Below are 13,265 nucleotides of genomic sequence, written 5' to 3' on the forward strand. Positions count from 1 at the left end.
CTTAAGCCATTTGTATATGGGTCAGATTAAAAGCATCACCATTCCCACACCTTGCCACCAAGCAAGGGATGCCATGCGGCCTATCGGCGAAGGCCGCTATTGCCAAAGCTGCTGTAAAACGGTTACTGATTTTACTGCGATGACCAATAACCAGATCGTCGCATACTTCTCGGCACATCAGCAGGTATGCGGCCGGTTTGACCAGGAACAGCTTGCACGCATCAATTATGCACTCGCTGATAATAATCCGGTTGCTTTTTCATGGACAAAATTACTGGCCGCGGCCTCGCTCATCACCCTGATCCCATCTTTTAAAGCAGAGGCCAGGCCTAAACCTGTCGCGAAACAAATTGTAAATTCCGAAAAAACACACGCAGGTTTGCCTGTTGATACAGCCACCTACATCACCTTGAGGGGCAAGGTTGTTACCCGGGAAGATGGCTTGCCGGTGCCCGGCGCATCTGTTACCACAAAAAATAAAACGGCTGTTACATCAACCAATATAACCGGCGATTTTGAATTGAGTGTGCCATCATCTGCAGATAGCGTTGTAGTTTCCTATGTGGGTTACAAAGAACAAATTATTAAAATTGATTATGCGGTTAAGGATTTTCATACCATAAGCCTGGAAGCAAGTGATATGATCTACAAAGAGGTAGTTGTTGGCGGGGCATTTGTAAGGCGTTCTTTTACAGGAAGATTGTGGCATAAAATAAAAAGGATATTTTAGGGCTGTGATGTATGCAAATTAAAAAATATCAAACCTAAATTGAAAACACCGACCAAGTTGAAATTGAACCTAAAATAAGCTTCATTTAGCCTGTGGTCGATGTTTTCGCCGCATCACTCCTGTAATTCGTAATACGCATACCAAATGTAGTTGCGAGAAGATTGGCTTAGTGCGTTGAAAACACCCACCACAGGCTAATATGACAGTGCTACGGTAGCAATTTAACTATTAGCTGTCCATTTATAATAGCTATTGCTGCAAAATGGAGAGGTTATGAAGGTTTCTCATCCTTGCTACAATTGCCCAACTATAAAAGTTATTAACTATACCTATAAGCAATTCGTTACTACCCTGTTTCAGCGGAATATTTATGGTTGAGTTATCTATATTCAGGCAGCCGTCAGGGAATTTGCTCAGCGGCAAACCAAACTGATTTTTATCGGCATCAACCAGCTTTTTGTTTACGAATACATAAACCTCATCACAAAAACCCAATTGCATTTGCACAACCTGGTCTTTGGTGGAATTGATGGTTGTTTTTAACCAAACATAGCGTCCGGTATCGCTGGAACCAAACTTACGCGATAGATTGATCACACCGCGTCGTTCGGCGACAATAGGCGTCCATCCCGTAGTATCGTTAGGCAGATCCTGATCTATCAGTTCCCTGCCCTTCCTCATAACTTGTGCGGATGTAACATCCCAGCGACGGATGTAATTTACATCGTGTTTAGCCGGATCAATTCCTTCAGTAGTGGAAAGTCCTTCAGTTTCGTTAGGTTTGATCACCAGGTTTGCGAAGTAAGCCAGCCCATCAAAGCCTACGGCACCTGTAGTGCTGTTACTTTCAAGGCGCGGAATCTCTAAAACAGGCTCATTCATATCATTTACATAAACGCGCATCTGCATTTCGCATACTACCAGTTTCACATGGTTCCACTCTTTATTATGAACAGGTGCCGGGCCATCATATTGCGACATCATATTAAAAAGCAATACACCATTTACAACCGGAGCGTATTGTATGTCATCATTATCGCGCTTGGTATCATCTTTTTTAGTGCGCAGGTATATGTATTCAGATTCCTTCGTATTTCGCTGTCTAAAATAAATACCGACCGGGCCAAAACCCCTCGTTTCGGCATCTATTGGTTGGGTGTCAAACTCAATAGTTCCATTGGTAAAGCTAATTTCCTTTACACTTATCTCGTTGCCAGTGTGCATTTTAATGGCTTTAACGCCCTTGTAAATTACAAATTCGGCTTTTGTTGCAGTAGTATCCCAATAGGCGGGCTCAAATGGAATATTTGTTATTTTGGCATTGCCTTTTTTTTGTTGTGCCGAACAGATATTAGTAATAAATAATATGACAAGCAGGCTATATGCTAACCAGTTGATTTTTGCGCGTTTGTGTTTCATCATTATTGTTTTATAAAAATTCCGGTCCTGGTACTTTTTCATGCGGATGTTGCTGTAAGTTTGAAGTTATCTTTGGTGATGCCATCATCCGCTACAGCCAATTACCGGTTCAAAACGCATTGGGCTTTATTTTCTGTATCGCTAAAAAAATGGCTTAGTTGCTGGTTTTTAATGCAGCTTCTTTAAATACACCATCTCTGGCGATGGCAAACGGCAAAGAAATGTTTGCCAAAACCCATTCATGAAAATCCTTTATATTAAATTTATCTCCTAATTTGACCTGTAATGCGGTTTTCCATTGGGCTATTTGTGCAGCACCGTAATTGTAGGTAATGGCCTGAGCGGGCCAGTGCCTTACCCTTTCAATTTCGCGCATGGCAATATCATCCTGGTTATTTACATGCTTTTTCCAAAACGCCAGCGCTTGCTGATCCGTCCATCCATAATAATTCACTCCAATATCCATTGGGATTCTTACCGCCCTTACCAGGTCCCATTCCCAGTGGCCAAGCTCATCATAAGGCGTTTTGTAAACACCAAGTTCCTTACCATATCTTTCCACGTAGGCCGCCCATCCTTCAGCGGAACCTACGTAAAAAAACAGGTCCTGCACGTTACTATGCGGCTCCTTCTCATTTATGAGGGTTTGATAATGATGCCCCGGTATCGCTTCGTGAAGAAAAAGCCATCCGAACTGCCTGCTGTTATAGGGGCTACCGGATAAGTTATAATAAAATGTTCCGTCTCTGTAAAAACCAGGTGTATGCACCACCAATTCTTTGGGCCCCTGTTTAATTTTTACTACCGGGATTTGATGGGGGTAAAACAAGACGTTCAACCTGCTCTCTATATTTTCCCGGGTCTGTTCAAAACGTTCCTGAATAATCTCCGGATCATTTATCAAAAATTCGGCGCTGTTAATTTTACGGTAAAAAGCAATTGAATCCAGTCCTGTTTGCCGGCGAATAAGGTTTATGTGCGTGTTTGCATCATCTACTTCATTCAATCCAAACTTAAAAATTTCATCCGGAGTAACATCTGCACCCAGCCACCTCTTTAACAGATAAGCGTACCATGCTTTGCCGTCTGGAATTGCAGCTATATTATTGTCTGGCACTGTCGCCGGAGAATGGGTTAACCATTTTGTTTCCAATTTCAGCCTTTCCAGGTTCATCGTCGTTTCGAACTTTATCTGAAGATAGTCCTGTTGCTGAGCGGCTGAAAGTGCAGACAGTTGATATTGACACAATTGATCTTTGATATTATTAAAAAATGCAATTTCTTTTTTGATGGTATCCTTTGGTTCAATCTCGTGCAGATCATCGATGTAGCCATTTGCTAATCCTGGTATAGGAAGAGCATGGTAACCAATGACAAAACTATGGGTAAATGTGTCGAAATTTGGTTGCGGTTTCGGATTAAGCAAGGAATAAGCGGTAAAAATTAAGGCAGCGTGAATTTTCATGAGATAATAGAGATTTATAAGAGCTTAATTGGTTTTGTTTAAACTGGCTATATAAGCCCTGATCAGTTCCATACCTTCCGTATGAATGATCGTTGTCCCTATTTTTGGCATAGAGTGGTTGCCCATTTTCTTCAAAATACTTTTCTGGTCCCTTAGAATATTGGTTTGATATAAAGGTAGTGTATACGAAAAGTAAAGCTTTGTTCCTTTTGCCCGTCCGGTCGGATTATGACAATGCGCACAGTTTATTTCCATGTAGGCCCTTGCTTGGTTCTCAACCGAATAGTTCGGGTTGAATGCCTGCGGAAGTGAAGCAGATTTATGAACATCAAAATGATCGAGTATCCCGATTTTCTGAAATGCCTCCAGTTGGTTTTCCATTTTAGCTTCTTCGGGTATCTCAAAATTCATGTTCTGTACTTTCGGCCCGATCGGGAAGATAGTGCCGTTCGAATTATGGCAGGTGGCACAGTTTTTTTTGCTGGGTATCTGGTAGGATATGGAACGCGTTGCCCCGCTTTTATCGGTATATGTCACCGATTTACTGCCGCCGGAAGGGAACAGTTGCGCGTCATTCTGCCCATCTGTCCATTTGTAATCAGCGGTGTTCCATTTCCCTTTGCTTTTTACCAGTAACCGGGTTTCTACAATATGCAGTTGCGAAAGGCTGTCGCGTTCGTCAAAGGGGTAATAAAATGTTTTTACGATCATAGACCCGTCCGGAAAATTGAGTAAGCCGTCATCTATCCTGCTCATTTTTGTGCTGGGCGGTAGCCAGATGAGCCGCTGCTTTTCAGCATAGTCGGTAAAAAGTGTGGTGGCAAGCGTATAACTGTAAAATCCACCGGAGGGGATAAGGTTATTCATTTTGCCCCAAAAAATATGATAGTCGGAAAGATAGGGTTTAAAGACATAATCATCCTTCTCCACTGCTGGTCTTGCGTTTTCAATAGTTGCGCCTGTGGACGCGATGATCACCACGAATGCAGACAACAGGGCGATCACTATAGCTCTTTTTGAAAATTTCATGTTACGTTTTCCAATTCGTTCACTGCAACAATCACACAGAACTTTCACTTACCGCCGATGACATCCAAAGCATTCTTTAAAGGTGAAAAGTTGTTTGTGGTATTTTGTTGTTCTGTAACCATTATGCTGATTTTGTGCTTATATGTTTTAGGGAGGCGCTAAGCTGAGCCTTAGTTAAATTTGAAAACGCTGAGCGTAAAAATGGTAAGGAACATTAAGAGCTGAGAAACATAAAAAAGATCGAGGCGATTTTTTACCTTCATAAGATCGGTATTCCGGTTTTCTTGCCCGCGTGGGTCATCCTGAAGAGAGTTCAATTTTTCCAGTGATATTAACCGTTTAAGTTTCGCATCTTGTTTTCTTCCGAATGCCGATCCGTTGATAGCTATAATGACGATTAAACCAATTTTTATCTGAAACCATATTTGTTTGGCAAAAACACCTTGCGTAATTACCAACATCGTCACCCCTGACAGAATCAAGAGAATAATTCCAATATTAACTATCAAATGAAAGTTAAATCCGTCTTCATTGGTTGTAATTGCTCTTGATCTGTCACTCGCGTATAGCTTCCAGAAATGCTTTGTAAGCAAATATTCCAAAAGGGTAGTGCCTGCCATAAGAGTTATCCCCACAATGTGGGTGATTAATGCGATTTGATACATTGTTATATTGTTAAAATTTCATGACTGAAAATTAGCTGGATCTAAAATTAAAATATGGAGAAGAGAACTTTAGAGTTACCCCATATCAGGATAGCTACTATTGCTCAAATTCATTCCCTTAAGTTAACGGGTATGGTGATAAAACCGACCGATTGGCAAGTGCCAACGGAAGCGACTTTGCACCTCCCCGCCATATTAGTTTTCAGAAATAGTTGGGCTTTTCCTATCGTACTTATCGGATTTCACGATATCAACAATGAATTTAGCTACACTTTGCCTGCTGATATATAAACTTGGCTTAGGGAGGTTATTAAAACTTACCTTCAGCGTTTTTATCTTATCGGAATCATTTAAGGCAACAGGCCGCACAGCCGTCCAGTTTAAGTCTGAATTAGCCAATAGTTTTTCCTCTTTTTCATGTTCCGCGTAAACAGGGCCCATGTTGGTATAGTCAATTAACCATCTGAGCCAAAAAGGGATATCTTTTTTGCTGTCCCCAACACCCCACGCAGAGACTGTAATTAAACGTTTTATGCTTTGTTGATCCGCTTCAGCTATCGCATTTTTTATGCTTTCAGATATGAAATTTTTGGCGGTTATTAATTTAGACCAGGGAGCATCTGAGGCCCTTACGATACCCAAAGCACTTATGATCAAATCACAGCCTTGCATTGCAGCTGCCAAATCCGCTCTGCGGGTAGGTGTTCCCTGGTATACGTTAATTGATTTTGAACTAAAGGATATTTTGTTTTTATCCCGCACCAAAACATTTAAATCATAGCCTTGCTTTAGTGCCTCTTCAACAATAAGGCGACCGGTTCTGCCCGTGGCCCCTAAAATGAGTATTTTCATAATTTTTATTTTACTTGTTTGTTAATTCATTTATTGAACACAAACCATTTTTATCTTTTTTAATGACTATCCACAAGTGATACTACATGCAGATAGTCATTCCTTTTTTTAATTTTTGAGTGCCTGTTACAGCACTTTATAGATCTGGCCAGTTTGCCCGCCTAAAACGCTCTTAACATAAGCCTGCGCAACCCTGCTCATGGTAACAGGAACGTGCCCAGGGAAATAGGAAAAATAGGCCATAGATTCTTCAACAATATCAGGACCGACCGCATTGATACGCACCCCATTCTCCAGCTCTATTGCTGCGCCCTTTACAAAGCCATTGATCGCTCCATTCATCGTACTAATGTTTGCACCCATTGCAATCGGGTCATCGGCCAATGCACCTGATGTTAAAGTAAACGACCCTTTGGGATTAATGTAATGCTGGCCGATCAATACCAGGTTAACCTGGCCCATCAATTTACTGTTAACGCCAATCCTGAAATCAGCATCCTTCATACTTGCTAAAGGCCCGAACTGCGCGTCCCCGGCAGCGCAAATTAAGGAGTCAAATTTTCCAACCTGTTTGTAAAAATTTTCTATCGACTCGATTGACGATATATCAACCTGCATATCAGCGCTTTTTGAACCAGCCTTAATTACTTCATGGTCTTTTTGTAATACGGCGGTTACGTGTTTTCCGATGGTACCTGTGGCACCTATAATTAATATTTTCATATTCATTTTTTTAACAAAATTCATCCATAACTTTACCTTTGTCAAGTAATGGCACATTTGTCAAGTATTGACATATTAGGCACTAATATTCGTTATCAACATGTTAGCAGAAAAAATAATTTCAAAAAAAATAGAACCGGATTGTGATTGCTCAATAATAGGATCAATCAACATCATAAGCGGCAAGTGGAAACCTGTTATTATCTGGATGTTATTATCAGGCCCCAGGCGATTTGGTGAGCTTCATAAAACAATTGATGGTATAGCATTAAAGGTGTTATCCAGGCATTTAAAAGAACTGGAGGCTGACGGTATCATCAATCGGAAGGTATATGCCGAAGTCCCTCCCAAGGTGGAGTATACGCTCACCGAAAAGGGGATGTCGCTTAATGATGTGATGCAGCAATTGGCAGAATGGGGTAAAAAGAATACCATAGCTACATAAGGCATTTTAGGATCATTATCCTGCATTGGAAGCGTTACTTTTCCTGTCTTTTTAAATAACACGACATAAATATCAGTTATTTGATATTAGTTTTTGAGCATATCATTTGCAACTTCTAAAATCCCCCCTCAAGGTGTTCTAATAGATTCCCGTATAGTCTTTGATCGGTGTTTTTACCGCACCGCCCCAAATCCGTGATACGTATACCAAATGTACTTGCGGGAACATTGGCGTGGCACGGTGAAAACACCGGCCACGGGCTGAGTATGCAAATTAAAAAAATATCAAACCTAAATTGAAAACACCGACCAAGTTGAATAATTGATACGTTTGCAAGCCACCCTACTCAACTTTTTTAGTTTATTGTTATCAGGGCCTGTTGTTATGTGCTGTAATTATTCCACTTTATCCAATTTCCGTGTCCATTTGTCTCTGCTAAGAATATTTCGGTTCTTTGCTTATTTTTAAAATGGGTTAATTCTATAACTATCTCCTTTGTATTGTATCGGTCTAAAAGATTTTTAATTCCTTCAACTGATAAAAAATAAAAATCTCTTTCTTGTCCAACTCTTTCCAACATAGCATAAAAATCAGCTTTCTGTTCTTGTGTAAATTGATATAGAACGTGAGTTGAATAAACAATCAAATTTTGATTGCTATCTGCTTTTAAAATTTCTCTTTCAAAATTTAAAATTGTGTCAGCCCTTATAAATTTTATGTTTTTAAGTTCATCCAATTTCAATGCTTCATCTATTGCAACAAATCTTTCAAGTTGGTCTGTCCAAACAAGGGCTTTCAGCCACAAAATTTCATCTTTTTCAGTAAGGTCAATAATGTTTTGGTCTATTCCTATTTTTAGGATTGGTTGCGAAATATTATAAATTTCCGGAATGGCCGATTCTATAATTGTACTCTTGTTTATTACTTTACTATCGCCAAATATTTTTTGGTCGTTGTACCAATATTCATATTTGTCAAAATTTAAGGTCAGACCTGCACTGGTTCCTATGTCAATAATTGTAGTTGGTCTATTTTCGTCAGCTATTATTTTTGAAAAAATTGGCATTAAGTAAGCACAACGATTGATTACGTTTGTCTGTACAATCCTGGTTGAAATTATTTTTTTAATTTCATCTTCGCTCTCTAAGCAAAAGGATTTGAATATTGCAAAAGGGATTTCTGATACTTGTTTTCTTTGGATAGAAGGATAGTAACTGGCTAACTCATTCTTTGAGTTTTTTAGCAATAAGTAATGAACAGAAGCGAAGAAAATATTGGGTATTGGTTGTCCGACTCTTGTATTAGAAGCAATTTTTAATAAGCCTTCATCATTCGCAATTTCATTGCTTAATTTATAATAAAGTTCCGAATTGCCTTTACATTCGGACTCAGCAAAAGCTATAAATCGTTCTTTAATTTTTTCTAATTCCATTTATAAATTATTGGGGTAGTTCTGTTTTGCTGTTTCATAACACGTAAATTTATGTTATTTGTCAAGTAATAACAGTATTATCACTCAAAAACGGGCTTGATGTATACAGGTTCTTTGTAGAAAAAAACAGCAACCCCAAACCGAATGCACAATACTTATCCATAATAGGGTAGGGCTTTTCATAACTATATATTAAATTTGGTTACCGTATTGTATCTTTCTCTTTTGTTGAGGCGCTTAATCGCTTTAGATGGGACAATGGCGCTTTTGACGTAAACGCCCCTTTTTTTGTCGCTGATAGCCCTCACCATGATGGACGTGGTATTTTATCTTTGACTTTAGGCAGATTGGAAAAATCAGCATTAAAACCTAAAAAATGAGGAACCTAATTTACGCAATCAACACAACTTTAGATGGCTGCTGCGACCATACCAAATTTTATCCTGATGAAGAAACGTTTGCGTATTTTATACAGCTCACGCGGGATGCCGACACATTTCTTTACGGGCGTAAAACTTATGAATTGATGGTGCCTTATTGGCCCGATATTGCGAAAGACCCTGCTGAGCGGGCAAATCCGGATTACGAATTTGCACAGGCATTTGACGCCGTCAACAAGATTATTGTTTTTTCACAATCATTAAACAGCTCTGAGGAAGAAAAAACAAGCATTGTTAGTACGGGCCTTCGCGACGAAGTACTTAAATTGAAGCAGGAACAAGGCAAAAATATTTTAACCGGTGGTGTAAGTATACCTACACAACTTGCAGAGCTTGGTTTGATTGATGAATATCATTTGGTGGTTCACCCGATTGTAATAGGAGAAGGGAGACGGTTGTTTGAAGGTATTAACCTGCAGGAAAAATTACAATTAAAATTGGTTGAGTCGACGGTTTTTAAGTCGGGGACTATATTGCTCCGGTACGTAAAACAGTAGCTGGAAATCTGCTTCACACAACCCAATGGGCAACAATGCATACGGGCTGGTGACAATAGTAAAAAAACATAGAAAACAATAAAATAGAACTATATGAGAAAAATATTTTCATTTATGCACATATCGCTTGACGGTTTTGTAGCAGGACCGAACGGAGAAATGAACTGGATTAAAGTTGATGAAGAAATTTTTGATTATGTGGGTAAGCGCATAAGCGAAGGCAGCACCGCATTATATGGACGGGTAACTTACCAGATGATGGAAAGCTACTGGCCTACCGCAGCAGACAAGCCGACTGCGAGCAAGCACGACATTGAACATTCGCAGTGGTATAAAAAAGTTCACAAAGTTGTTTTATCAAAAACACTGGAAGACGCTGATTTGCCTAACACAACCATTATTAGCGACAATCTTTTAAACAGTATAAACGAAATAAAACAACAGCCGGGTGGCGACATCCTGCTTTTTGGTAGCCCGACAGCAACACATTCGCTTATCCAACTGAACTTAATTGACGGCTACTGGCTATTTGTTAACCCGATTGTTCTTGGACAGGGCATCCCACTGTTTGTAGACATCAAAGACAAGATAAAACTAAATTTATTGAATACCCGGCAATTTACCTGCGGAGTAACTGAACTGAATTACATAGTGGACGGGCAGTAGGGTTCAACTGCTAACAAGGTATTGCTGTAGTGGGGATTGCTTCGTGACTACCTATGACAAGTCCACCATGTCATTGCGAGGAACGAAGCAATCGCATGCTATACAGGGCGGATCTGCACAGTTCGCGATTGCTTCGTTCCTACCCATGACGTTTTTTAAAAGATCTGTCATCCTGAACGCAGTGAAGGATCTATTCTACGCCATTCCTATTCGCCCTGTAAAGTTCGCTAATAGATGCTTCGTGCCTCAGCATGACAGGGGGGAGAGGATAGTTGTTACGTCATTTCCACCTTCAGATTCCTCCGGATTTTTAAACTCGCAATGACATAGCTGTATGTTGTCATTCCACCTTCAGAATTTCGCGAAATTTTACAACTCGCAATGACGGTTCGATAAATTACATTCTTGAAGGTTCACGAAAATTTACTGTATTTTATTATTTAAACAGGCCTAACCGAATGCTAATAAAAAAAAGTTTCGGTTATGATCTTATCGTCTTTTACGCCAAAAACCGCAATTTCTGCCAGTTGTAACCGCTGCCCGTTTTTTAAGGTCATATCCCTGCCCATGGCCAGGCTAAAATAGCTGCCTCCAACCACCGGTTCGCTGCTGAAAAAGCTGTGTACTTCTGCTATAGTCTCCTGTCTGGCTTTTGATTTTGCCAAAACCGCGTCAATACCTTTGGTTATGGTAGGCACGCCCATCGCCAGGGCATGTTCGGGTTCGGTACAAACAATGTCGGCACTATAAAACTGTTCATAAATTTCTGCTATTTGCCTTTTCTGAAAAAGGGCATAGTACTGATTGGCTAATTCTTGTGTTGTCATTTCTTTTATAATTAATTAATAATCCAAAGGTAGTCTGCTATTTAATACTTAAAGTGTTAAATGGTGTTGTATATTTGCTTTATCGTATCAATTTATCAAATGGACACTTTAAGTACTATATTAGAAGCAACCGGACTAAGGAGTGTTGTTTACAGCAAAGTTACCCTTGAAGCCCCCTGGGGACTGGATATTGTTAAGGACGAAAATTCGCAGTTCTGGCGGCTGGTAAATGGCAGTTGTATTATTGGTTCGCCCGATGGCCGTATTATAGAAATGGCAGAGGGCGACCTGGTATTTGTGCCGCATGGCAGTGCCCATTGGATAGCCGATAAAGCTACAAGCCTGCGTATGCCGTCGCCCCAATTTGTTAAGGCACGCAGAGAGGGGACACCTGTTTTTAATAGTGGCGGCGAGCCAACCAACCTTGTAGCCGGTCACTTTGAATTTGATTACCAGCCCTTGCATCCTTTTTTAAAGGATCTGCCGTCAATTATTCACATCAGGCAGTATACAACAGAAAACCAGCTATTGGTAAAGCAAATTACACAACTGATGTTTGACGAGCTCAATAACGAAAGGCCTGGAAGCAGCGTTATGCTGAAGTGTTTATCAGAAATTATGTTTGTGAATATCATCAGGGCATATTTAGAACAGGCCTTGCCCGGTAGTGGGTTTCTTTCGGCATTAAATGATCCCAGGATCAGTAAAGCGCTAAAACTGATACAAGACTCGCCCCAAAACAATTGGACGCTTGAATCCCTCGCGTCGGAGATTGGCATGTCGCGTTCTGTGTTTTTTAACCAGTTTAAAAAATTGGTGCATGAAACACCACTGGACTACCTCACCAACTGGCGCATCAGGCGGGCTCAGAAACTATTGACAACAGAGAACAGTAATGTATCAGAAATTGCAGCAAACGTAGGTTATCGGTCGGAAGCGGCTTTTAACCGGATCTTTAAATCAAAAATAGGGCAAACTCCCGCGGTGTACAGAAAAAGCAAGTTTTATCAATAGGTTTTTTGCCTAAAAAACACCGTTCACAAGCTGAACTAAGCCAGCATCCCGGCCAACACACCCTCCTTTAACGAATTACTGCACATACTCACTTTGCTAATGCCCAGCTTATGCATAATAAAGCGGGTGATGAGCGAAGCCGCCACGATCATATCAACCCTAACCGGAATAATACCTTTACTGGCCGCCCTTTCTTTATGGGTAGATTGTACAAATTTATTGGTTAGTGTTAACAGTTCGCTTTCGTCAAAATTGTAGTTTTTGGTGGTTTTCAGGTCGAAAGGATGACCTTTCTCAATCTCAATCACTTCGGCAAAAGTTTCAAACGCGCCTGATGAGCCTATCAATACGTCCACTTTTTGAGTGGCAACGGCGGTAAACAGATCATTTAAATGATCTTCAAGGTATAGATTTAATGCCTCGATGGATGCGGGTGGGATAGGGTCGGTTCGGTGGAAAAGGTCCATCAGCCGGGCCGCGCCAATCTCGAAGCTCTGTTTCCAGGTGATGCCATTGATATTGCCTAAAATAAACTCCACACTGCCGCCGCCAATATCCATAATGAGCGAGTTTTGTGCCGATAAACAGCCGCTGATCTTTACACCCTGGTAAATAAAGCCCGCTTCCTGTTCGCCATTAATAATTTCGATGCTGATTCCTGTTTTATCTTTAACCTCTTTAATAAAGTCCTGTCCGTTTGATGCGCTGCGCAGGGCCGATGTGGCAATGGCGCGGGTTTCGGTAGCATTATTGGCCTTTATTTCCCGCGCAAACATTTGCATGGTATCAATGCCGCGCTGGTAAGCTTCGGGCACAATGTAGCCTTTGTTAATACCGCCTTCGCCAAGCTTTACGGCTTCATGGTAATGCACTATTTCCTGGTAGTTATCAATATCGCCATCGGCAATCAATAAATGGAAGGTGTTGGTACCTAAATCCATCACGGCAACGCGTTTACTCATATGGCTAAAATAAATAATTTAGTTCATTGGTTCATTGGTTCATTGGTTCACTTGTTCATTGGTCTTTTCTGGTTGGATTGCCAGGTTGAGAGCAGACAA

14 protein-coding genes are annotated in these 13,265 nt (G+C 40.6%); 5 read left to right on the plus strand and 9 right to left on the minus strand.

Annotated elements, in window-relative coordinates; all coding sequences use genetic code 11:
• Positions 1–16 precede the first annotated feature (16 nt).
• Positions 17–730 carry a carboxypeptidase-like regulatory domain-containing protein gene (locus tag FHS10_RS09880; protein WP_259089930.1) on the plus strand — a complete coding sequence of 238 codons (714 nt, stop codon included), beginning with the start codon at positions 17–19 and terminating at the stop codon, positions 728–730.
• 249 nt (positions 731–979) lie between these two features.
• Here the strand turns inward: FHS10_RS09880 and FHS10_RS09885 are convergent, their stop codons facing one another.
• The 6 genes from FHS10_RS09885 to FHS10_RS09910 form a co-directional block, all read right to left on the minus strand.
• Positions 980–2,191 carry a hypothetical protein gene (locus FHS10_RS09885; RefSeq protein WP_259089931.1) on the minus strand — a complete coding sequence of 404 codons (1,212 nt, stop codon included), beginning with the start codon at positions 2,189–2,191 and terminating at the stop codon, positions 980–982.
• 112 nt (positions 2,192–2,303) lie between these two features.
• Positions 2,304–3,614, minus strand: a complete 1,311-nt coding sequence (locus FHS10_RS09890; RefSeq protein WP_259089932.1) for a DUF885 domain-containing protein — start codon at positions 3,612–3,614, stop codon at positions 2,304–2,306.
• A gap of 24 nt (positions 3,615–3,638) precedes the next feature.
• The gene (locus tag FHS10_RS09895) at positions 3,639–4,643 is read right to left on the minus strand and encodes a hypothetical protein (RefSeq protein ID WP_259089933.1); all 1,005 of its coding nucleotides are present in this window, start codon (positions 4,641–4,643) and stop codon (positions 3,639–3,641) included.
• A gap of 170 nt (positions 4,644–4,813) precedes the next feature.
• Positions 4,814–5,308: a hypothetical protein gene (locus FHS10_RS09900; protein ID WP_259089934.1), complete on the minus strand. Its 495-nt coding sequence runs from the start codon at positions 5,306–5,308 to the stop codon at positions 4,814–4,816.
• Between the two features lie 195 nt (positions 5,309–5,503).
• Positions 5,504–6,160 carry an NAD(P)-dependent oxidoreductase gene (locus tag FHS10_RS09905; RefSeq protein WP_259089936.1) on the minus strand — a complete coding sequence of 219 codons (657 nt, stop codon included), beginning with the start codon at positions 6,158–6,160 and terminating at the stop codon, positions 5,504–5,506.
• A 126-nt stretch (positions 6,161–6,286) separates the two neighbouring features.
• The gene (locus FHS10_RS09910; RefSeq protein ID WP_259089937.1) at positions 6,287–6,883 is read right to left on the minus strand and encodes a short chain dehydrogenase; all 597 of its coding nucleotides are present in this window, start codon (positions 6,881–6,883) and stop codon (positions 6,287–6,289) included.
• Positions 6,884–6,983: 100 nt separating this feature from the next.
• Here FHS10_RS09910 and FHS10_RS09915 point away from each other — a divergent pair, with 100 nt between their 5' ends.
• Positions 6,984–7,328, plus strand: coding sequence for a winged helix-turn-helix transcriptional regulator (locus tag FHS10_RS09915; RefSeq protein ID WP_259089939.1), 345 nt, complete (start codon positions 6,984–6,986; stop codon positions 7,326–7,328).
• 382 nt (positions 7,329–7,710) lie between these two features.
• Here FHS10_RS09915 and FHS10_RS09920 read toward each other — a convergent pair whose 3' ends face one another.
• Positions 7,711–8,760, minus strand: coding sequence for a DUF2332 domain-containing protein (locus FHS10_RS09920; protein ID WP_259089940.1), 1,050 nt, complete (start codon positions 8,758–8,760; stop codon positions 7,711–7,713).
• Positions 8,761–9,136: 376 nt separating this feature from the next.
• Here FHS10_RS09920 and FHS10_RS09925 point away from each other — a divergent pair, with 376 nt between their 5' ends.
• Both FHS10_RS09925 and FHS10_RS09930 read left to right on the plus strand, forming a co-directional pair.
• Positions 9,137–9,697, plus strand: coding sequence for a dihydrofolate reductase family protein (locus FHS10_RS09925; protein ID WP_259089942.1), 561 nt, complete (start codon positions 9,137–9,139; stop codon positions 9,695–9,697).
• Positions 9,698–9,790: 93 nt separating this feature from the next.
• Complete coding sequence (locus FHS10_RS09930; protein WP_259089943.1) at positions 9,791–10,363, plus strand: dihydrofolate reductase family protein; 573 nt, start codon at positions 9,791–9,793, stop codon at positions 10,361–10,363.
• Positions 10,364–10,824: 461 nt separating this feature from the next.
• On the opposite strand, the gene FHS10_RS09935 is transcribed toward FHS10_RS09930, so the two are convergent.
• Positions 10,825–11,190 carry a nuclear transport factor 2 family protein gene (locus tag FHS10_RS09935; protein WP_259089944.1) on the minus strand — a complete coding sequence of 122 codons (366 nt, stop codon included), beginning with the start codon at positions 11,188–11,190 and terminating at the stop codon, positions 10,825–10,827.
• 99 nt (positions 11,191–11,289) lie between these two features.
• Between FHS10_RS09935 and FHS10_RS09940 the strand changes: the two genes are divergently transcribed.
• Positions 11,290–12,204, plus strand: a complete 915-nt coding sequence (locus FHS10_RS09940; RefSeq protein ID WP_259089945.1) for an AraC family transcriptional regulator — start codon at positions 11,290–11,292, stop codon at positions 12,202–12,204.
• 35 nt (positions 12,205–12,239) lie between these two features.
• Here FHS10_RS09940 and FHS10_RS09945 read toward each other — a convergent pair whose 3' ends face one another.
• Positions 12,240–13,166, minus strand: a complete 927-nt coding sequence (locus tag FHS10_RS09945) for a Ppx/GppA phosphatase family protein (RefSeq protein WP_259089946.1) — start codon at positions 13,164–13,166, stop codon at positions 12,240–12,242.
• Positions 13,167–13,265 lie beyond the last annotated feature (99 nt).

The organism is Mucilaginibacter dorajii, assembly GCF_024808255.1.
GTDB classification, from domain to species: domain Bacteria; phylum Bacteroidota; class Bacteroidia; order Sphingobacteriales; family Sphingobacteriaceae; genus Mucilaginibacter; species Mucilaginibacter dorajii.